Source organism: Aquimarina atlantica, assembly GCF_000626715.1.
Classification (GTDB): domain Bacteria; phylum Bacteroidota; class Bacteroidia; order Flavobacteriales; family Flavobacteriaceae; genus Aquimarina; species Aquimarina atlantica.
The window spans coordinates 280164-304240 of sequence record NZ_AQRA01000008.1; the positions used below are offsets into that span (position 1 = coordinate 280164).

Here is a 24077-nt window from a genome sequence, read left to right on the forward strand (position 1 = left end):
CTGAAACAAGAACCATTTGTTACAAAGGAATTTACAAATTAAAAAAATCACAATCAAGATAATATTATCTTGATTGTGATTTTTTTAGTATTGAAATATACCTTAGGGTAACATTAGTTGTGCTACTCTAAAAGCTTGTATAATATGGGTTAGCTTAGTTAGCTTTTAATTATAATACTGTATTTCTTAAAAAAATGATAAATTTAATTTGTATAATTTACGGTTTTACCGTAAATTTATAACGTCAAAATTGTAAAGTCAAAGGGAGGACTTGGAGTAAACACAAAAATGGTGCAGTTTATACTGCATCATTTTTTTTATGTAAAAATAAAGTAGTAAGGTGGTCTTTACTAAAAAAATCACGATCAAGACAGCGCTTCCAGATCGTGATTTTAAATGGCATATAGAATTAAGATTACTCTTCTTCTATAGGCCTTAAGTTATCTCCAGAATTTCTGTCGATTAATTTATTATAAGGATCAATACCAGCTTTTATCGGTTTTTTATCGGTAACAATGGTAAATGTATTTTCGCCAGGTTGTAACCATTTTCGCTCTAAATAATAGGGAGTTTTAAGAGGTACTTCCTGTTCGTCAATACTATCTTCGCCAAATAATCCGACCTCGATGTAGTTCGTAGTGTCATCGGTACGTTCTTCTTTACCGGTATCGTCATAGTAGATTTTTTTTGAATCTACTGTAAAGGTGGTTTCATATGTGCCATTATCCAGAGCTTTGGTTTTAGCACTCGTAACACGATTTTCATAGAGTACTATTTTTGTGAACCCATCTTCTACAGCATATTTTAAAGAATCCGGAGCTATTTTATAAATGGCATCATATAGATTTTCTGAAGTAGGATATACTCCTTTTTCATACTCTTTGTATTCATTAAGAAAACCTTTAAGCGCTTCATTTACTTTATCTTCGCCAAGAAGATCCTGAAGTTCGTACATCACCATAGATCCTTTTTCGTACCAGATATGTGGCCCAGTTTCTACGTTTATTAAGGAGCGTTCTGGCTTAAAACTAAAAGCTCTACTTTGTAAATACCGATCTAAAGAATATTTAAGGAAGTTTTTAATTCCGTTTTCGCCATATTCATGTTTCATGGTCATAAGCGAGGAATATTCTGCCAAAGTCTCAGAAATAATATTGGCACCAGATGTTTTACTTGGCGCAACAAGATGGCCCCACCACTGGTGTGCTACCTCGTGAGTGGTAACTCTAAATGCATAGTTAAAATCTTCGGCTTTATCAAAATTAGCAGCAAATCCAAAATCTTCAGAATAAGGGATGGTCGTTACAAAAGATTGTGCAAAAGTCGAATGTGCAGGAAATTCTACAATCCTGATCACCGAGTTAGGATATTCATAAAAATTAGTTGAGCAGTAGTCCAAAGCTACCTTAACTCCTTTGACAAAATGCTCCAGGTTGCGTTTGTGTTTTGAAGAGTGGTAAATCTCAATATTCACTTTTTTCCCACTTGGTGCAGTCCAACTAGATTTTTCTACATCATATCTTGCGGATACTACATTAAAAAACAGATCGGTTTTTGATTCTAAGGCGTAATGATAATAAGCTCTGTTATTTTCTTGCCATTGTTTTACCAATTTACCAGGAGCCAGAGCAGTTTGATCTACAGATGTACTAAGTATAGCTTCAAAATTAATGTAATTGGCATCCTCGTTAAACAGATTTTTCTTTAATGCCAGGCTGTCTGTTCGGGGAGGGTATAGATAATCTAGTTTTTCTAGCCCGTGTTTTATACGCACTCCATTTTCGACCAGGCTTCGTTCATAATGAAACCTGGGGAATATAGCATGATTAAGAAAAGAGCCGTTATACAATACTTCGGTCTCCATACGATTAGCAAAACCTTTGGTTTCTGAAACTACTTCTATAGTAAGATCAGCTTTCTCATTAGGCAGCATTGCTTTAGGAAGTTTATAAAAGTACATTCTGTATACAGAATCTGTAACTACCGGTGTAAGAGTATTGCCATTATAAATCACTTTTTGCAGACGGGTGTGCGCACCAGGGTATTGTACTTCGAGTAATAAGGTGTCTATAGAAGTATCATAATTGTTTATGATTTTAAAGTCTCCCTTGGCTTTTATATTACGGTCTTCTGGAAAAATATCGATATATGCTTTTAAGTCAGTTACTTGCGGATGAGCCTGACCAATATATTTTACATATTTTTTTTCTGCATCGGCATCTATCTTTTCAGAGTGATTCCCATCGACCATAGTATTAATTACTTTAAGATTGTAATAGCTATAACCAGCAACAGATATAAAGGCTAGTACGATAACTGCAAATATCCCTATAGTTTTGGGAGTGAATCTTTGTTTTGCCAATGATAATCGTTCTTTGGCTGTAGCAAAAAAACCACGAGTCCAAAATACTTTTCCTACGATCATTAAAATAGCGGTACATAAAATCCAATAAGTATTTAACCAGGTTATTCCTGTAAGATAATGACCAAAACCATTAAGGTCGCTTAGAAAAACAGGTGTAGTGCCAGTAAACATATACATTGGATTCGTACTTTTAAAAGCAAGTGCCACCAGAAGTGGTAATCCAAAATAAATTAAGATAACGATAAAATGTCCCAAAAACTTATTATTCACCAGTACATGAACAAAGAAAGAAAGTAGTATGGTCATCAAAAAACCAGGAAATACCAAGGCAAAATTATAGATAAAATACATGCCCAGGTCATATTGAAAATACCCATTAAAGGTTTGGAACAAAATACCAATAATGATGTTCGCAATTGTAAGAACAAAAGCTATCCCAATAAGCGATATTATTTTCGAAAAATATAGACTGGAATCACTAATGGGTAAGGCATCATAAAAAACAAAGGTTTTATTTTTTCTTGTCCTGTGCACAGCTTCTCCAGAATAGATGACCAATATTATAATAGAAAAGAAAGAAATAACTCCATTAATATAGGTTACCACATATCGGGTTAATGGTAAATTGGGAGTACCATAAGTTTCATTAAGATTGTAAATACTGAATATAGAAAAGATAACTCCTATAATGAGCAGTATGATAAAAATTGGACTTTTGAAAATAGATAGAAATTCAATTTTACTAAGGGATAATAAATTATTCCACTCTGTTTTTTTGGTAAAAGTTTGCGTTACAGAAGTGATTAGTGAAGGCGTATACTCACCGTTTTCTATTTTATTTCCTTTTTTACCAGAAAGTAAAAATTTCTTATAATCGAATCTAAAAAGGGTAATAAGAAAGAATAGTAAACCTATGGCTAACCAGAACATTCTATTTAATAAAAAGCTACCATATATTGGCAGTTGATTTGTATTCAACTCATTAATTGACCAGTATTTTTTGACAAAAGTAAAAGCTCTGTTTCCAAAAGGATCTAGATACGGAGTTAACCATTGGTTGTCCAGGCTGGATACAAAATCGCCAGAAATACTATATAATAAAAACAAGCAAATTCCACCTAAATAGATAATAGGCATTTTCTTAAAAAAAGCCATTAGACAAAAGAATAACGATCCTATCAAAAATGCATTGATTTGTAATAAAAATATAAAGGGTAATAGATAAGACGATAGACTAAAGCTAGTATAAGTACCATAGTCTGGGCGATCTAAAAATATACCAATACCGAAGCCGATTATAACTCCTACTACGATAAAGAGGTTGAGTAAGGTAACTATAGCATAGCTACCCAAAAACCGGCCTAATACATATGATTTTTGAGTAATCGGAAACGTAAAATATGTTTGTGCTGTTTTATGATCTTTATCTCTAAAAATGGGAACTCCCATAATCGCAGCATAAAAGAAAATACAAATAACCGAGATAGGCCCAATGATTTCTGCTATCGTATTGGGGCTATTGACAAATTGAGCAGTTACCGATTTTTCGAAAACAGACATTAAAACGGCTATCGTAAATCCAAGAGCAACATAAATCCAGGTGGCAGGTCGTTTTAAACGATACTTTAATTCGAATAAGAATATTTCTATCATATCGTTGCCTCCTGTTCTTTTCTGTTAATACAGTAGAAGTAGAAATCTTCTAAGTCATTATTTACCGCTTCAAATCCTTCTCCCGGATTTACATCACTATATATGTTTACATAAAATTGCCCTCCTCTTAGGTAATTCGATAGCACGGTAAATTCGTTTTCAAAAGTCTCTAATTCAGATTTGGCGATGTGTTTTCTGTATACTTTTCCATTTAGAGTATCAGACAATGTTTGTGGATTACCTTGCACCAGTATTTTACCTTCATTAAACACTGCCATGTTTTTACATAGATTGGTTACATCGTCTACAATATGTGTACTCAAAATAACAACCGCATTCTCACCCAACTCACTTAATAGATTATGAAAACGATTACGCTCCAAGGGATCCAGTCCTGCTGTAGGCTCATCGACAATAATTAATTTTGGATTTCCTAAAAGTGCTTGAGCGATACCGAAACGCTGTCTCATTCCTCCCGAAAAATCACCCAGATTACGGTTTCTAAACTTATATAGATTTACTTTATTTAATAAATCTGCAACATAACCTTTGCGTTCCTGGCTATTGGTAATACCTTTTACCTTTGCAATATGATTAAGCATCATTTCTGCAGAAACCTTTGGGTAAACGCCAAAATCCTGAGGCAAATATCCTAATACTTTTCTTAATTCTCCCGGTTGTTTAAAAACATCAATTCCATCAAAATCAATCGTTCCCGAATCGGCTAGTTGTAATGTTGCAATAGTCCTCATTAATGTCGATTTTCCTGCACCATTGGGTCCTAACAGGCCAAACATTCCTTTTTCTAAAGTTAGATTAACATTATTTAATGCTTGTGTCCCATTGGGATACGTTTTATTAAGATTCTTTATGGTAAGCATATTTACAAATTTGCCAGTTAAATTATTAAACTCTTTCTATCCTGTTCTATGTATTGCAAATTTATCACTTTGCCACTTAATTATTTTATAGTGTCTTTATTAAGATATTATAGTTATTATGCATAATTATAAAGAACAAAATTTAGAATGAATTCATTTCAATATTAGTAATCTTTGTTAAGATTTTGTTACATGATTTGATATATTTTTAAGTAAAATTACCTTTAGGTACCTAATTATTAATGATCGGTTAGTAATAGATATATGAGTATCTTTACCAGATTAAATTTTTACAATTAAGAATGCAACAAATTCGCAGAAACAGAAGACTAAGGACAAATGATGCTATTCGTTCTTTAGTAAGAGAAAACATAATAACTCCTCATGATTTTTTGGTTCCCCTTTTTATCGTGGAAGGAAAAGATGTAAAAGAAGAAATACCTTCTATGCCTAATTACTATAGGTATAGCTTAGATTTACTGGGTAATGAAGTTAAAGAGCTATGGTCTTTGGGATTAAAATCGGTACTACTTTTTGTAAAAGTACCCGATCATCTTAAAGACAATAAAGGGACAGAAGCATTAAATTCTGATGGATTAATGCAACGCGCTATAAAGACAGTTAAAGAAGCGGTTCCTGAAATGTTAGTCATGACAGATGTAGCGCTAGATCCGTATTCTTCGTATGGCCATGATGGTATTGTAGAAGATGGGCAGATTATTAATGATGAAACCTGTAAAATTCTGGCAGAAATGTCATTATCACATGCGCAAGCAGGAGCCGATTTTGTAGCACCAAGTGATATGATGGATGGGCGAATTTTAAGTATGCGCGAACTGCTCGAAAAAGAAAACTATAAAAACACTGGTATCATGAGCTATAGTGCTAAGTATGCTTCTGCTTTTTATGGTCCTTTTAGAGATGCTTTGGATTCTGCTCCGGGATTTGGAGATAAAAAAACATACCAGATGGATTTTGCTAATCGTGACGAGGCAATCAAAGAAACTCTTATGGATATCGAAGAAGGAGCAGATATAGTAATGGTAAAACCTGGATTGTGCTATCTTGATATGGTAAGAGATATTAGAGATGTTGTAGATGTACCTGTTGCTGTATACCAGGTAAGCGGTGAGTATGCGATGTTAAAAGCTGCAGCAGAAAAAGGATGGTTAGATCATGATGCTGTAATGTTAGAACAAATAATGGCTTTTAAAAGAGCAGGAGCACAAATTATTGCAAGCTATTTTGCTAAAGATGTGGTTAAGCTTTTGAATTAATTTTGTATACCTAGCCAAAATCTGTGATGATAAAAAGACAATAAATCGATATAAAGACCCTTTAATTAAGAAAGTTTATATATTGATGTGATGCTAAAGTGTAACAATAGAATTTAATAAAATCATAAGTTTATGGTCAGCAGAGATAGGATATATCAGACATTTGGAGAGTTACTTTATGTAATTGCAATGAGTGATGGGGTGATACAAAAAAAAGAGGTCGAAACACTAGAAGATATTTTAAAAGGACATCCCAAAGCAAAAGAAATAAAGTGGTCTTTTGATTATGAAAACGAAAATCAAAATGATGTCGAAACCTTATATAAAAAGATTATCGAAGTATTTTCTGATAATGGCCCTGATCAAGAATATGAATTTATGATGTATGCATTAGCCAAAATTGCAGACGCCAGTGAAGGGATGGATCCAAAGGAAGAAAAAATGATTACCAATTTCTCTAGAGATCTATTAGAACGTTTTAAAAAAGATATCGAAAAAATCAAAGAAAAATATAAGTAGTCTCTGGTTATAAAGAAATAAGCCTAATAGCAATGTATTTCTTATTAGAGATTAGTAACACTATTCATTATTTATATGCAAAAAATAGTTTTATTCTTTATGGCAATAGCTTTGTTGTGTGCAAGCTGCCAATCTGAAAAAAAGGAAAACTCTAACATTAACATAGGAACCAAAAAAGAGAAACTTTCTCCATATGATTTAGGGGAAAAGATATTTAACGGGAAAGGAAAATGTTATACTTGCCATAAGATTGATAAAAAGTCTATCGGCCCTGGAGTTATTGAGATTATGAAGATTTACAAAGATCAAAATAAAGATCTGATTTCATTTTTAAAACAAGAAGCAGATCCTATTGTAGATCCAGAGACCTTTACAGTTATGAAAACTAATTTTGCGATTATCAAAACATTTACAGAAGAAGAGCTTAAAGCTGTAGAAGTGTATATGACCGAAGTAAAGACTAATAAATCAGAATGATATACCGACTCTTAGTACTGGGTTTTTTGATTTCTGGCACCACGATGGCCCAACAAAACACCCCAAAAGATGCTTTTCTCGAAAAGTGGAAAAACTCTAAAGATTATCTTTTAGAAATAGCAAAACAGATGCCAGAAGATAAATTTGGATTTAAACCGACCGAAAGGGAAATGAGTTTTAGAGAACAATTATTTCACATTCGTGGAAATATGCTCTGGTTAGGAACCACATATTTCTCTTCAGAAGAATTTGATCGAGAAAAATTAAAGAAAAATCTTCCTGAGACCAAAACCGAAATCATAGCTTTACTTACAGAAGCATTTGATAAAGTATATACCCGCATCCAGGAAACCGATGAAAATGATCTGAAATTTGAGGTTGATTTTTTTGCAGGACGAAAATCAAAACTTCAAATTCTTAACTTATTACAAGATCATGTTACACATCACCGAGGGCAACTCATTGTTTACCTTAATCTAAATGATATTGAACCACCACGTTATGTAGGGTGGTAGTCGTTTGACACTCTGATCTACATCAAAATCTATATTGCATAAGTGTTTTTTTAGCTTCCTGTTAATATTTCGGTGTATAAAGCAATATTTATGTAGTAGTTTTAATTTAAAAAAACATTTCAAATTCCGTACTTTAGTACCATACTTAAAATACAATGACTCTATTAATTATTTACGCCGTACTTTCTATTTTCTTTTCGTTTTTATGTTCGATACTAGAAGCTGTTTTGCTTAGTGTAACTCCAACTTTTATCAATGTCAAGAAAAAAGAAGGCAAAGCATACGCTACCACATTAGAAAACTTAAAAAAAGATGTAGACCAACCTCTAATTGCAATTCTCACATTAAATACAATTGCCCATACTGTAGGTGCGATTCTGGTTGGTGTGCAGGCAGAGCAATTACCGTATAAATTTGAAATCCTGGGTGTTAATATGGTAGGGATTGTATCTACAATTATGACACTGCTAATTCTGGTATTATCAGAGATTATTCCCAAAACAATTGGAGCAACTTTCTGGAAACAATTGGCAAATTTTACATCCAAAGCACTTGTGATTTTAATAGCACCTTTAAAATATACAGGTATCCTATGGATATTACGCCTTACTACCAAATTAATAGGAGGCAAAGGCCATCATGGGTCTGTTTTGAGTAGAGAAGATTTTTCTGCTATGGCAGATATTGCTCACGAAGAAGGCGTTTTTGAAGAATCAGAATCTAAGGTTATCAAAAACTTATTATCTTTTAAAGAGGTCTTTACTAAAGATGTAATGACTCCCAGAACAGTAATGAAAATTGCTTCAGAAGATACAACACTTGAAGAGTTTTTTAATGAAAATCAAAACCTTCGTTTTTCTAGAATACCTGTCTATAAAGAGAATACAGACAATATTACCGGCCAGGTATTAAAGGATGATATTTTTAAAGAAATGGCAAATCAAAATGGGCATAAAAAGATTGGAGAAATAAAAAGACCTATACTTTTTACGACAAGAAATTTACCAATCCCTGATTTGTTTAATGAACTGATTCAAACCAAAAATCATTTAGCTTTAGTAGTTGATGAGTATGGTTCTATAAGTGGATTAGTGAGTATGGAAGACGTTATAGAAACATTATTAGGTTTGGAGATAGTAGATGAAAGTGATACTGAAACCGATATGCAAATCCTGGCTCGAAAAAATTGGGAAAACCGTGCAAGACGACTTGGGATTTTAGAAGATAAAAAAGAAGAATAATGGATGAGGTATATGTAGAAACTCCTTTAGGAATCGCCACTATATCAGGAAACGAAGATGGTATTGCAAGCGTTTCTGTTACCAAAGAGTCTACTAATATTCCTTCAAAAACTATTCCTTTACATTTACAACAAGTAGTATTACAACTCAAAGAATATTTTGATGGTCAACGTACCGATTTTGAGCTTACTTTAAATCCTTCGGGAACTGATTTTCAGAAAAAAGTTTGGGCCGAATTACTCAAAATTCCTTTCGGGAAAACTGTATCCTACCTTGATATTGCTAAGAGACTTGGAGATCCAAAAACGATACGGGCTGCAGCAAGTGCCAATGGTAAAAATCCATTGTGGATCATTGTACCTTGCCATCGGGTTATTGGTAGCGATGGAGCACTTACCGGATATGCAGGCGGACTATGGAGAAAAAAATGGTTGCTTGATCATGAAAACCCCGTAAAACAACAATCGTTATTTTAATTTCATAAACAGGTACTAAATTATTCACATTAAAATTTTCTAGTTTCAAAAAATGAAACTGAGATATCTTATTATTGTTTTTTTATCATAACAGTGATGATAAATATAAGGAGTCATCAAATTTTGAAACCGCTTATTTATCTGTAATTAATTTTCATACATTAGCTAAACAAGTTATTTGTTTGTAATACTATCATATTAACTCAAAACTTACATAGAAATGATAAAACGGATACTCAAATTTTTCTTTAAAAGTTTACTTATTATTATTGTACTCTGTGTAGCACTACTGTATATTTTTGATTACGATTATATCTTAAAAGGAGTTCGGGTGGTTTATATGACAGGTCATACTACTGCTTATATTGATGATTATTCGTATTTTGATAATCGTACTATAGAAAAAGGAAATGCTACCTTCGCCTGGGCTACTCATCCAGAATATAATAAGACGCAAAGCACAGATAGACTTAATACCATTAATAAAGAATTAGGGACTGTTGCTTTTATGATTATTAAGAATGATAGTATTTGGTATGAAAACTATGCCGAAGGATTTGGGATCGATTCTAAAACCAATTCTTTTTCTATGGCAAAAAGTATGGTGACTGGTATGCTGGGAAAAGCAATTATGGAGGGTTATATTAAAAACCTGGATCAACCAGTTGGAGATTTTCTTCCTGAGTTTTCTCAAGGTCTTGCAGCAAAAACCACCGTAGGAGATCTTTCTTCTATGTCCTCTGGCTTAAACTGGACCGAGCATTATACCAGCCCGTTTTCTATTACGGCTAGAGCCTATTATGACCCTAATATCAGGGACGTAATGTTAGGACTGGATATCGTTGAGGAACCAGGACAAAAGTTTGAATACTTAAGCGGTAATACTCAATTATTGGGTATGGTTATTGAAAAAGCTACCGGTAAAAAGCTCGCAACCTATTTAAGTGAGAGTTTTTGGAAGCCTTTGGGGATGGAACATGAGGCCATATGGCAACTCGATAGTGAAGAGAGCGGTATGGAAAAAGCATATTGCTGTATCGCTAGTAATGCCAGAGATTTTGCTCGTTTTGGAATGTTGTTTAAAAACAAAGGAATGTTTGCAGGCGAACAAATATTACCAGTAGAATTTACAGAATTGGCAACAAAACCAAGATTTGAAGACGGGCAAATGTATGGATATGGTTTTTGGTTGTCTGATCATCTGGATAAGAGAATTTTTGCTATGCGAGGTATTTTAGGACAATATGTAATTTGTATTCCAGAGGATAATATTATGATTGTACGATTAGGACATAATCGTGGTCAGTTTGTGCCCGGAGAATCATTTACAGAAGATTTCTTTGTCTTTATTGAAGAAGCTTATAAAATGCTTAAGAATGCTTCATAAACTCAATCTAGAACATATCTTGTTTCTGGATATAGAAACTGTTCCAGAGCATGAACATTTTGAAAACCTTAGTGAAGAAACGAAATACCTATGGGCCGATAAAACCAAATATCAACGTAAAGAAGAATTCTCTCCCGAAGAGTTCTATGAAAGAGCAGGAATATGGGCAGAGTTTGGTAAAATAGTATGTATATCTGTTGGGTATTTTGCATTCAAAGGCGAAACAAGGTCCTTTAGAACCAAATCCTTTTATGGAGAAGAAAAACAACTACTGGTAGATTTTAAAAACCTAATCGAAACCCATTTTGGAAGACCACACCACTTACTTTGCGCCCATAATGGAAAAGAGTTTGATTTTCCTTATATCGCCCGTAGAATGATCATCCATAATATCGGATTGCCACAGAAGTTGAATTTATTTGGTAAAAAACCATGGGAAGTACCTCATTTAGATACTTTGGATTTATGGAAATTTGGAGATTATAAACACTATACATCTCTAAAGTTACTTACCAATATTTTAGGCATTCCATCACCAAAAGATGATATTGACGGAAGTCAGGTGCGACAAGTTTTTTATGAAGAACAGGATATTGATCGTATCATCATTTATTGTGAGAAAGATACAGTTGCCGTCGCTCAGATCTTACTTCGATTGCGACAAGAAGAATTATTAGATGAAGATGAGGTAATATCTGTATGATTTAGACAAAAACTTAATCTTGTAATCAATTTGTTTTCTGATATGGAAAAGAAAGGAAACAAGTCCTTTCTTATTCCATAATACTACTAATTTTGACGAAACGTTTACAAAGTCGAGCCGAAAAACAGGAGTAACAACTCATTATTTTAATCAGGGTTTGATTTTTTTAATCTTTCTGTATAACCTACAGAATCATCTTTAAAACATAAAAAAGCAACATGTTCTTTATGTTATTATTTCTCTCTAATTATGACGTGGTGAAAAAGAGTATTTACGAAGTATATATCTAAGATACAGATTCTATTAATATGTGCAAATCTTTTTTGAGATAAAATTTTCCTTATGTCATTTTTGGGGTATATAATTAACCATGCAAGTTGTAATTTTAAATAGTAAAAAAAAACCACCTTGTCAAAGGTGGTTTTGTACACTACATTTGATTTATTTTAAAATAAGCTTTTTGGTTATGGTTTTAGTGTCTGATTTAACCGATACATAATACATACCAGATGGTAAATTGTTGAGTTCTATTTTATTTGCAGACATTTTACCGTGTCTTACAGTTTGACCTGCTTTATTAACGATTCTGTATGTAGATCCATTAAAATTATTCATTTTGATGATGATAAAATCTTCTGCAGGAATTGGGTGAATAACAATGTCGGAGCCTTCTAAATCTGTTTTCACATCTGTATTAAAGTTATGCAATGTGGCATTACCTACACAGAAGTTTTTAGTATCTTCAGAAGTAAATGATCCCCCAGAAGCCAGTACTGCACCAGAATCGCTATTGGTTAGTTCATAAGAACCGTTACCATAACTACAGCAAATACCATCACCGTACGAATCTTTAAATACTAAAGTATAACATCCTGCATCCAGCGTTTTGGTTATATTAAGAGTAGAACCATCAGGCTGATAAGGATATGTTCCTCCAGAATGTACTACCTGGTTGTTGCTATCTTTAATCTCCCAGCTGGTTTCTTCAGGGTAGTTATCAAACGTAATACGCAGTTTTACATCATAGGTTGCAGGTGCTCCTGCAGTAGTTACATTAAGCGTGTTACTAGCTGCAGATTCGTTTCCAGCCGCATCTTTAGCTTTTACCGTAAACTGGTATGCTGTATTAGCGGTTAGTCCTGTAATATTTCTTGTAGTTGCAGTTACCGATCCAAGATTAGTAGATCCTTGATAGACATCATATCCTGTTACACCTACATTATCGGTAGCAGCATTCCATGATAGGGTAAGTGTTGTTTGTGCCACATTAGAAGCTGCTAATCCAGTCGGAGCAGAAGGGGCTTGAGTATCGCCACCTGTTGATCCACCGATCACTACTGTGTAGTCTTCTACTTCACCATAATTAAATGATTCACAAGGACCAGGAATGGTATTGTATCTCATAGATACTCTCATTCTTGTACTTCCGTCTTTTGCACTAGAAGGTACAGTAAAGCTACCACTTACTGGTGTTGTTTGTGAAGCTGCGTTGGTCCATACTTGTTCTCCTGTATCGGCAAAATCTCCATCTTGATTGTAATCGATCCATACGCTGTATCCTTCATTATATTTGGTTCCGGTCCAAGTAGGAGTAATGGTAATGGTGTTAGGGTTTCCTTTAGAAAGGTTAGTAGATTCAGCAGTAAAATCGCTGTATCCACCACTTGCTCCTGTTGATGTTTTATCGATGGTTCCTAATTTCACATTACTGATGTATTCATCGGCTACACTTTGACCATTAGAGGCACAATAGTTTGTTGGATTACCACCATCTGTAGTTGTAAAGTTTACAGAAGCACTATAATTAGAAGTAGTTCCATCGGCACATTTACTTCTTACCTGTACTTCGTAAGTAGTAGATGGGTTTAATCCAGAAATTACTTTAGAAGTTCCGTTTTCGGCAGAAGTTGTCCAGTTGTTTGTTCCTGTTTGTCTGTAACGAAGGTCATAGGTTGCACTGGCTACAGCAGTCCATCCTATAGTAGCAGTGTTTGATCCCACAGCCGAAGAAGATATTCCGGTAGGTACTGTTGCTGTACAAGAAGTAGAATCACCATTATACGTTATGGTAACATCTGTAGTGTATTCCCAGGTACCATTATTTATAGTAAGCGTAATAGGAATTTGAGTTCCTGTTGGAGTGGTTGATTTTAACTGAAAATCAATAGCTCCATTAGCGGTCCCTAAAAGTTCGATACTACCATATTGTTTTGGTTGTCCTAAAGAACTTATATGTGAAGAATTTGAGGATAAACTAACTGTCCAGTTGGCTTGTTTAAGGCTAAAACGTTTAATAGAATATCCTACGGTTCCTGATGTATTTGTAATTGTTTGATTTGCGTTATCTGGCGTTACTTTTGCATATTTGGTTGCCATTCTCATGATCTTGATGTTAAATGGGTATACCTCATTACATAAAGGAATAATTCTACTGGAAGCTGGCCAGAATCCATCGTTAGAAGATCCTACTTCGGGAGTCATAGCAAAAACCTTGGGTTTAGAACTTTGTTCTCCATACATCCAATCATCAGAACTTCCTCCCGCTGTATATCCTACGGTTTGATTAGGAGTACCATATGTATATGAATTTTCTTCTGTCATGTATGTACATATTTTTACAAACGTACTTTGGTCAGGAGTAAATGTGTTCGCCTTATATCCCCATGGATGAATCAACAGATTACTAAACGAGTGATAATTAAGCGCAGCTACAAAATTGTGTTGATTTGTAAAATCTCTCATTGCCTGGGTTTCAGGTTCAGAAAATTTAGAAGTACCATGATACGAGTCACTGCTGGGAGTAGAAGAAGACCCTCCAGGAGCTGCCCATTGATAACCATAGTTACGATTTAAATCAACACCATATGATCCCCCATTGTTTCGTCTGTTTTTTCTCCAATATCCTCCTCCGTTAGGGTTGGTTTGCTGATTGTGGATATATCCATCAGGATTAATAATAGGAATAAAATATAATTCGGTATTGTCTACCAATATTTTGATTTCGGGATCAGAATTATAATTTTCTAATAGGTACCACATATAAAAGAGATTCTGTGAGAGTCCTATTGGTTCTCTGGCATGATGTATAGATGTATATAGCATTTCATCTTCGTTTTCATCGGTATCTGCATTGTCACTTATTTTAACCATATAAATTGACCTACCTTGTACTGTTGTACCTATAGAAGATTTGGCCGTGATGAGTTGAGGATACAGTTGCCGCATTTTATCTAATGCAGCTATAGCCTCATCATGCGTATGAAAACCTCCCATACTTCCTAATGAAAAGTTACTAGGAGAGGGTACTTGTTGCTGAATACTATTTTTCGCCTTACGTGCATTTTTTCTATCTATTCGCTTATTTATTTTGGGAATTCTTTTCGAGAGATTACGAATTTTGATTTTGTATTTAACGTTATTTTTTCGTAATAATTTAAGGTCGCTTTGAGAAATTTCAGCAATAACTTTTCCATTTTCATAATGAAAGTGGTCGACCTCTAATCCTTTTGCTTGTAGAGATTCTAATTGTTCTTTATCGGTATCAAAAATTACACGATAATATTTTTCTTGCGCATGTAACATAAGCATATTACATAGAAAGAAAATAGTGCATATCCATGAGATATAGGATTTTAAAGAATTAGTGTTTGTTTTCATTGTTTGTGTGTTTAAGAGTTAGTTTTTAATATTTTCTATAAAAAATATAGAATGAATGATGAAGCATTCTTCATAAGCATTTGTTGAGAGTGTAGAAAAAAGTGTAATTAATTCTTAGGAGGAGGTAGAAAAAATTTTGATACCCAAATATGTGTTACCTACATGTATAGCAAGATAGTCTAGAGAAATTCCCTTGATAATTTTTGATGATTAGAGAACTGTTAAATCTAAGAATTAGTTGTTTTCTTGATAGTTTCCCCTTTTTCTTTTTTCCTTGTAGCAATAGATGGAAAAAAGCTAAACGAAATGCCAGTTGAGGGAAAGCATTTTTGTTATAATCTTTCATTATGACAGAGTTTGAGTTTGTGTATGGTTAATATACTATAAATATAATTTTAATAAATCAGATATACCCAACAATTACTATATATTTTATGTTGTAAGTATTTGTTTTTGAGAAGTTAAATGTGATAGAGGTGTGATTCATGTGTAGATTTATAATTTAGAAAACTACTTAAAAAGAGGTTGCAAATCAATCTTTATATGTCCAGAAATATGTTTAAGATGACTCAAAACATGTTTCTGGATTTTTTTATAATTTATAATGAGTTAGTTAGGTTTTATTGATGAAGAAATTGAGTTTGCTTAGTATTATAATTAAATACTAAAATCAGTCTGTGATATAGGTTTTTTTTAAAATAAAAAACCCTCTCCTTTTACAGAGAGGGAGTTCAGTAATTATACTTCTATTGTGTCCCCCAACACATTCGAATTATATCGGTACAAGACGGATCAATCCGACAATTTCCCTTAATATAATTACTAGTGAACAGATAAAATTCTCTGCTAAATTATACTTTAGAGTACAGCCTAAATATCAAAAATGATGTGTAAAAATGAGTGTGAAGTTATTTTGAGGGGCGAATATATAGATTAATCTTAATAAAACATGTTTTTTTATGCTAAATTACTGTGTATGCATAGTATTAAGGTATTTTTCTTGTAAAAGAAAAGGGTATAATTAAGTGTTCTTTATTTTGAATTCGTAGTCTTAAAAGCTACTGATATGATAAATTTTATGATGGTTGCAAACAGAAGACCCCGAAACATAATGTTTCGAGGTCTTTAAAAAAATTAAATCTATATATTATTGCTTGATGATAAACTTCTTGGTTAGCGTTTTATCATTTGATATCACCGAAAAGAAATACATTCCGTCTGGTAAACCGCTTAATTCTACCTTGTTTTCAGATACTTTACCATTTCTTACCATTTGACCAATATGATTAATGATTCTATAGTTTGAATCCTTAGCATTGTTCATTCGAATCGTGATAAAGTCTTTAGCAGGAACAGGAGAAATTACAAATTCAGAATTTTTCAAATCTGTTGTTGTAATGTCGTTACTGTTGATATTATTTAATTGTGCATTACCTACACAGAAGTTTTTAGTATCTTCAGAAGTAAATGATCCCCCAGAAGCCAGTACTGCACCAGATGCACTATTGGTTAGTTCATAAGAACCATTACCATAGCTACAGCAAATACCATCACCATAGGAATCTTTAAATACTAAGGTATAACATCCTGCATCCAGAGTTTTGGTTATATTAAGAGTAGAACCATCAGGTTGAGAAGGATATGTTCCTCCGGAATGTACTACCTGGTTGTTACTATCTTTAATCTCCCAGCTTGTTTCTTCAGGGTAGTTATCAAACGTAATACGTAGTTTTACATCATAGGTAGCAGATGCTCCTGCAGTAGTTACATTAAGCGTGTTACTAGCTGCAGATTCGTTTCCAGCCGCATCTTTAGCTTTTACCGTAAACTGGTATGCTGTATTAGCGGTTAATCCTGTAATATTTCTTGTAGTTGCAGTTACCGACCCAAGATTAGTAGATCCTTGATACACATCATATCCAGTTACACCAACATTATCGGTAGCAGCATTCCATGACAGGGTAAGGGTTGTTTGTGCCACATTAGAAGCTGCTAATCCAGTTGGAGCAGAAGGAGCTTGAGTATCGCCACCGGTTGATCCCCCGATCACTACTGTGTAGTCTTCTACTTCACCATAATTAAATGATTCACAAGGACCAGGAATGGTATTGTATCTCATAGATACTCTCATTCTTGTACTTCCGTCTTTTGCACTAGAAGGTACAGTAAAGCTACCACTTACTGGTGTTGTTTGTGAAGCAGCATTAGTCCATACTTGTTCTCCTGTATCGGCAAAATCTCCATCTTGATTATAATCGATCCATACACTGTATCCTTCATTATATTTGGTTCCGGTCCAAGTAGGAGTAATGGTAATGGTATTGGCATTTCCTTTAGAAAGGTTAGTAGATTCAGCAGTAAAATCACTGTATCCACCACTTGCTCCTGTTGATGTTTTATCGATAGTTCCTAATTTCACATTACTGATGTATTCATCGGCTACACTTTGACCATTAGAGTCACAGTAGTTAAGTTGTACATCTGTAGTTGTAAAGTTTACAGAAGCACTATAATTAGAAGTAGTTCCATCTGCACATTTACTTCTTACCTGAGCTTCGTATTGCGTTGAAGCCGATAATCCAGTAATTTCATAAGATGTTCCGCTAGCTTCTACTGTTGTCCATGAAGAAGCTCCATTTTGACGATATCTTACATCGTATGTTGCAGAAGGAACAGCAGTCCAGTTAATGGTTGCTGTAGTAGCTCCAACACCAGAAGAAGATACTCCTGTAGGTACTGAAGCAGTACAAGGCGTAGTAGTTCCTGTTAACCCAGTAACAATAAGAGAAAAGTTTTGACTCCCTCCTGTTAATGTTCCTTTATGAGTAACCGTAATAGTATAGGTTCCTGAAGCATTAGCTATGTCCACTCTTTCAAATGGATCCACATTATTGTCTCCTGTGCTATTTGTAGTAATACTGGTAAGCTTGTATGGGCTAGATGTAGTAGAGCCTTTTGTAACTCTAATATCTAAATCATTTACTAATACAGGTGTATTAGAATTTGTTGCAGTTACAGCTGTTCCTGCTCTATCTGTCCAGGAAATAGAAGCCATTAAAGGGCTACTACCATCTGAGTCAACAGTTATAGTATACGTTTGACCACTTGTAAGTGTTAGTTCTTCTATTTTTGAAGCAGTTCCTTTATTAGTAATGGCTTCTGCAGCAACTTTGGCATTCAATAATCCCCATCCATGTACGGCATCAGGGCCAGAAGGGCCAACATCATCAGCAGTATGAAGTGCTAACCCTTTTAAGGTTGCAGCTTTCATAAAGTTTCCATTATTGCTATTGTAATATTGTTGTAATAATAAAAGTGTACCTGTTACATTAGGTGCTGCCATCGAAGTACCAGAGATACTATTGTAGGCAGTATCACTATTATCATAAGTAGAATATACACCAGTACCATTACCAGTAATGTCTGGTTTAATTCTATAATCATCGGTTGGACCTTCACTACTTTGAGAATTGATGGTCATGCTATTAAGTGTCCCATCATTATTTACATTGGCATCTTGACCATTAGCAACTACAAGATTATTTTTTGAAGTAGAGTGCCCTGTTAATTTATCATAAGAAGAATTTCCATCAAGTGGTTGAGCGTTAGAATTGTTGTCAAGCCCATCATTTCCTGCGGCAACTACCATAAGGTAGAATGGAGCATTAAACATGATTTCATCCCATTTTCTGGATTCATCTATATAGGCTCCAAAATATTGATCAGGAACTGCACTGGCTCTAAAACCATAAGAATGATTAGATAATAACATTCCATTTGCAGCAGCTGTTGTTGCTTCTGAAGCGTCATTATTCCAATCATATGTTTTAGCTTTTGACTGAGGTGCCATTCCTTTTGCATTGGCTTGTACTCCAGACGCAACTATTGTTCCTGTAACATGCTGGGCATGAAAACTATTACCATTAAGTGTTGTAACACCATCACTAATAGTGACCCTGTTATTTCCTCCTGTACCATCAAATTCCTGATGAGTAGGTCTTGTCGGTCCACCATCCCAGACATGTGCAGTCATATTTTGCCCATCTAGATTTAGGCCTAAAGAACCTCCTGAGTTTAAATGATTTGCTCGAGTAGATTTTGCAGCATCTACATTAAATGTAGTATAATAGATAGGAGTACCATCTTCTGCTAATTTTTGTAGTTCAGAAAAACTTCCGTCGGCATTTGTCATTTTAACTTGCCATCCGTTTCTTTGGGCAGCTGCTATAGCTTCTTTCTTTTGTAATGTAGCTTGACTTGCTAAATCGGTCTGTAGTTGATTTAATTTTACCAGATTACTTTGTTGAGCGATTTTTGCCTTTTGTGAAGGATTCTGAGCGAAAAGTCCACCAGATAAAAATAGCATTGCAGATACAATACCTATATTTAATTTTGGTGAAACTAGCCCATTAAAGCCCCTCAACGAAATAAGGCTTTTGTAGCTTTTTTTCATTGTTATTGAGTTTGAGTTAGTGTTATTTTTGTTTTTTTGAAGAATTCAAAGAAAACGTTCGAATTTCTTAAATTATTCGCAATAAAAAAAAGTTTTTCGATGAAGAGAAAGAAAATTACTATATAAAACATTAAGATTATTGTAATGCAACTGTGTTGCAAGAAAAATCTTTCTTTTATTTGATATTAATTCATTTTGGTTGTCTCAACTTGTTGTTATTTGGTAATTTATATAGCTTTTATTATTTCAAAACGAAATGTATAAAGGGTTTAAATTAATAATAGTATTGTGATGTTTTTCTTAGAAAAGAAAAGTATAGGATTATACATTTTTTATTTTGAATTCATAGTTTTAAAAGCTGCTGTATATTAGGTGAATTGTAAATTTATAAATTTGCAATCGCTGTAAATAGAAACCCCCGAAACATTTTGTTTCGGGGGTTTTTAAAAATATTGAATTTATATTATTGCTTGATGATAAACTTCTTAGTTAGTGTTTTATCATTTGATATCACCGAAAAGAAATACATACCATCTGGTAAACCATTTAATTCTACCTTGCTTTCAGACACTTTACCATTTTTTACTATCTGACCAATATGATTAATGATTCTATAGTCTAAATCCTTAGCATTGTTCATTTGAATCGTAATAAAGCCTTTTGCAGGAACAGGAGAGATCACAAATTCAGAATTTTTCAAATCTGTTGTTGTAATATCGTTACTGTTGATATTATTTAATTGCGTATTAAAAGGTGGAGCGGCAAAGAATGCACCACATGCTCCAAGATTATTCCATCCAGAGTTAGTACGCTCATAAAGATACCCTTGATACGTTACACGATCACCCACCTGATAATTTACTGAACTATTATATTCAGCCACACCTGCACAAGGGTCAGAACTTCCTCCTGTTGTAGTCACATTAACTGTATTACTAGAACCAGAAACATTTCCGGCAGCATCTTTAGCTTTTACCGTAAACTGGTATGTTGTACTAGCAGTTAATCCAGTAATGTTTCTTGTAGTTGCAGTTACTGATCCAAGATTAGTAGATCCTTGATATACATCATATCCTGTTACTCCTACATTATCGGTAGCAGCATTCCAGGATAGGGTAAGCGTTGTTTGTGCCACATTAGAAGCTGCTAAACCAGTTGGAGCAGAAGGGGCTTGAGTATCACCACCTGTTGATCCACCACCTATAGCTACGGTGTAATCTTCTACTTCACCATAATCAAAGGATTCACAAGAACCAGGAATAGTATTGTATCTCATAGATACTCTCATTCTGGTGTTTCCGTCTTTCGCTGTTGCAGGTACAGTAAAGTTACCACTTACTGGTGTTGTTTGTGAAGCAGCATTAGTCCATACTTGTTCTCCTGTATCTGCAAAATCTCCATCCTGGTTATAATCGATCCATACAGAGTATCCTTCATTATATTTACGCCCTGTCCATGTAGGAGTAATAGTAATGGTATTAGAATTTCCTTTAGATAGATTAGTAGATTCTGCAGTAAAATCACTGTATCCACCACTTGCTCCAGTTGATGTTTTATTGATGGTTCCTAATTTTACATTGCTGATGTATTCATCATTTACACTTTGACCATTAGAAGCACAATAGTTTGTTGGATTACCACCATCTGTAGTCGTAGCGGTTACGGTATTACTAAAATTGGATTGGTTTCCAGCAGCATCTTTAGCTTTTATTTTAAAAGAATATGCTGTATTTGCAGTTAACCCTGTAGCTTGATATGTAGTAGTGGTTACTGTACCAATAACAGTATTGCCTTGATACACATCATACCCGGTAACTCCAACATTATCCGTAGAAGCAGTCCAAGAAAGATCAATTGTATTTTGTGTTACATTGGATGCAGTTAAATTTGAAGGAGCAGAAGGGGCTTGAGTATCACCACCTGTTGATCCTACAAGAGGGACTTTCCAAACACCTCTTCCGTAAGTACCAGCTAATAATACTTCATCTTTATAGTTAACTTCTAAGTCTCGTACAGAGACATTAGGTAAATTTTGAGAATAATTTTCCCAATTGTTATTTCCTTGCTTATAATACACTCCTAAATAAGTACCTACATAAATAGTTTCGGTTCCTTTTTGGTGTCGGACAACATTTTTAGCCTCACTTGGCAAATTACCTGATATGTTAGAAAAATTTGACCCTTGATCAGTAGATTTAAAAACTCCATTAGAAGCTCCTGATGAAGAATAACCACTGGTAGATATGTAAATGATATTAGTATTATCATTATGTACTTCTATAGAAGTAATATTTGTAGCAGAAGTATGGATTTTTGTCCAGTTTACTCCTTTGTTAGTACTTTTATACAAATTATTTTCACGAGAAACATAAATATTATTTGTATTAGACGGGTCTACTTCGATATGATCCAGCTTACCACCAAAATTGAAGGTAGTAAGTTTTTGAAAAGAATTATTATTTAGTTTATAAAAGCTGGAATATCCTGCGTAAATATTCCCATCTTTATCAGAAACAAGGGGAGTAACCCAATTTCCTGCTTCAGGTCCTCGGGTTACATGAGTTTGTGTTGTTCCCCTATTGGTAGTTTTATAAAGAGATCCTCCACCTTGTATAAATCCATAATATGTATTGGGATTTGTACCACTTACTGCACAATCCATCCCATCGGCACCAAAATAGTTATTCCAAGTGTTTCCGTTACGTGCATATCCTCCATTGTCCTGAAGTCCTCCTACAACATTATTAGAGCTACTATTTGCTGCTACCGATATTCTATAAAACTGACCTATCTGTAGTCCTTTGGTTAAATCTGTAAAGCTCCCACCATTATTTTCTGATAAGTATACTCCTCCATCACTACCACACATTAATTTTCCGTTATAATAACGTAAAAAGTGAATATCTGCATGAGTGTATGTGGCTTGTTGAGGGTTTGCCCAACCATTGATTACCGAGAAGTTATTTCCCCCATCAGTAGATTTCCATACATTAAGACATCCTACAAAAACAGTATTGGCATTTGTATCCGAAACAGTTAGTGCTAAATCATACCAAGCCTGACTTGATTCAAAGATATTAGTAGTTTCTTGAGTTTTTGTAAAACTATCTCCACTATTAGTTGAGCGGTATAAACCTTGAAAAGCATAATTAGCATTTCTGGTTTTGGCACTTAAAACATACACATAGTTAGGATTGGCAGGGGTAACTTCGATGACAAACCTTCCTGAACTTGATGGTAGTCCGCTTTGCATTTTTGTAAAGCTGGTTCCTCCATTTGTTGATTTATAAAAAGAATCTTTTGTAGCTGCATAAATTACATTAGAATCGCCTGGTTTGAGTTTAATATCCTTTACGTCTCCATTCAATGTTTTAGTCCAGGCAACTCCTGCGTTAGTAGTCTTATAAACTCCCTGGCTAGTTGCTACCCATAATGTATTCGAATTATTGGGATCGATATAAATATCATTACTTGTAGTTTGTGAATTTGAAAATTCCAGGCCTGTTTTTGCCCAGGTATTTCCTCCATCGGTAGATTTAAGAACCCCAATACTGTATGAATCATTGGCATCATCATCTCCGGTAGAAATATAAATAATATTCGAATTATTAGGATCTATAGCTATACCAGAAACCCCAATTTGTGGGAGATCGTCTGACAAAGAGGTCCAGTTTGCACCTTTGTCTGTAGATTTCCATATTCCTCCTGCTGGAGCTCCAATATAAAATGTATTAGGATTATTAGGATCTATAATAGCAACATTTACACGTCCTTGTCCTGGAGACCATGAACCTGTTACTTCATGATTAAATGGCCCCATAGGAACCCAGCTTGCGGCTGCATTTGTAGAAGAAGTCATACTGTTCTTTTCTTCCCAGGCTCTCCATAAGTGCTCAGGAGTTGGTACGGTACCATCTGGTAATAAAGAATTCTTCCAATATTCCTGCCATCGCTTAAAAGGCTTGTATCCACTACCTTTTTTCTTATGATTTTTATCTGCCCAATAGGAGTTAAATGCAGTAGTAATCTTTTGAAATTTTACGGGAGTGTTGACTCCTGAAGAACTCTTACTTTGATTTAAATCCTCCATCCAGGGGGCGCTTGAATTATATTGGGAATGCCCAATATAGCAAATGAGTGCGGTTAAAATGATAAGTGATTTTTTCATTTTTTTTGTTTGTGTTTATGTTAAAAAATTGATTTACTAAACTTAATGGATCATAAGTTCATAGATCCATAAGGATAATTAATTGGTACTACTCTATAATATTATTATAGAATAATAGAAAGTTTTTTATAGGATTGATTCTTTTCTCGACATTCTTTGAAGTAGAGAAAAACTAGTAGTATATACTAAGATTATAAATTTTTAAATCTTAATTTGCTAATACTAAGATGAGGAAGGTTTTTGATTTGGTTTCATGTTGAGTTGTGTTTAAGTTAGTTAAATTCCTTTCAAAAATCGAAAGATCA

The 24077-nt window shown here is 34.2% G+C and carries 13 protein-coding genes; 8 read left to right on the top strand and 5 right to left on the bottom strand.

Annotation, left to right across the window (positions count from 1 at the left end):
• Positions 1-415: 415 nt before the first annotated feature.
• Together ATO12_RS19230 and ATO12_RS19235 are read right to left on the bottom strand one after the other, a co-directional pair.
• On the bottom strand, positions 416-4018 hold the full coding sequence (locus ATO12_RS19230; RefSeq protein ID WP_034245123.1) for a M1 family aminopeptidase: 3603 nt from the start codon (positions 4016-4018) through the stop codon (positions 416-418).
• Positions 4015-4899 (bottom strand): ABC transporter ATP-binding protein, encoded by an 885-nt coding sequence (locus ATO12_RS19235; protein ID WP_034245125.1) that lies wholly within the window; start codon positions 4897-4899, stop codon positions 4015-4017. The genes ATO12_RS19230 and ATO12_RS19235 overlap by 4 nt, the downstream gene beginning before the upstream one ends.
• A 302-nt stretch (positions 4900-5201) precedes the next feature.
• On the opposite strand from ATO12_RS19235, the gene hemB reads away from it, so the two are divergent.
• The 8 genes from hemB to ATO12_RS19275 all read left to right on the top strand — a co-directional run bounded on the left by hemB (position 5202) and on the right by ATO12_RS19275 (position 11494).
• The gene (gene hemB, locus ATO12_RS19240) at positions 5202-6176 is read left to right on the top strand and encodes a porphobilinogen synthase (protein ID WP_034245127.1); all 975 of its coding nucleotides are present in this window, start codon (positions 5202-5204) and stop codon (positions 6174-6176) included.
• 132 nt (positions 6177-6308) lie between these two features.
• Positions 6309-6695, top strand: a complete 387-nt coding sequence (locus ATO12_RS19245) for a tellurite resistance TerB family protein (RefSeq protein WP_034245128.1) — start codon at positions 6309-6311, stop codon at positions 6693-6695.
• Between the two features lie 75 nt (positions 6696-6770).
• Complete coding sequence (locus ATO12_RS19250; RefSeq protein ID WP_034245129.1) at positions 6771-7172, top strand: c-type cytochrome; 402 nt, start codon at positions 6771-6773, stop codon at positions 7170-7172.
• Positions 7169-7687, top strand: a complete 519-nt coding sequence (locus tag ATO12_RS19255; protein WP_034245132.1) for a DinB family protein — start codon at positions 7169-7171, stop codon at positions 7685-7687. Before ATO12_RS19250 ends, ATO12_RS19255 begins: the two co-directional genes overlap by 4 nt.
• Before the next feature lie 155 nt (positions 7688-7842).
• Positions 7843-8928, top strand: coding sequence for a CNNM domain-containing protein (locus ATO12_RS19260; RefSeq protein ID WP_034245134.1), 1086 nt, complete (start codon positions 7843-7845; stop codon positions 8926-8928).
• Positions 8928-9404, top strand: a complete 477-nt coding sequence (locus ATO12_RS19265; protein WP_034245136.1) for a methylated-DNA--[protein]-cysteine S-methyltransferase — start codon at positions 8928-8930, stop codon at positions 9402-9404. Before ATO12_RS19260 ends, ATO12_RS19265 begins: the two co-directional genes overlap by 1 nt.
• 220 nt (positions 9405-9624) lie before the next feature.
• Positions 9625-10791 carry a serine hydrolase domain-containing protein gene (locus ATO12_RS19270; protein ID WP_034245139.1) on the top strand — a complete coding sequence of 389 codons (1167 nt, stop codon included), beginning with the start codon at positions 9625-9627 and terminating at the stop codon, positions 10789-10791.
• A complete protein-coding gene (locus tag ATO12_RS19275; protein WP_034245142.1) occupies positions 10781-11494 on the top strand; it encodes a 3'-5' exonuclease in 714 nt (237 codons plus the stop codon). The genes ATO12_RS19270 and ATO12_RS19275 overlap by 11 nt, the downstream gene beginning before the upstream one ends.
• 441 nt (positions 11495-11935) lie before the next feature.
• On the opposite strand, the gene ATO12_RS25095 is transcribed toward ATO12_RS19275, so the two are convergent.
• From ATO12_RS25095 to ATO12_RS25100, 3 genes are all read right to left on the bottom strand, one after another.
• Complete coding sequence (locus ATO12_RS25095) at positions 11936-15151, bottom strand: M14 family zinc carboxypeptidase (protein WP_081802113.1); 3216 nt, start codon at positions 15149-15151, stop codon at positions 11936-11938.
• Positions 15152-16298: 1147 nt separating this feature from the next.
• Positions 16299-19604, bottom strand: coding sequence for a GEVED domain-containing protein (locus ATO12_RS19285; RefSeq protein ID WP_081802114.1), 3306 nt, complete (start codon positions 19602-19604; stop codon positions 16299-16301).
• A 463-nt stretch (positions 19605-20067) separates the two neighbouring features.
• Entirely contained in the window at positions 20068-23772 is a 3705-nt protein-coding gene (locus ATO12_RS25100) for a GEVED domain-containing protein (protein ID WP_131248865.1), read from the bottom strand.
• Positions 23773-24077 lie beyond the last annotated feature (305 nt).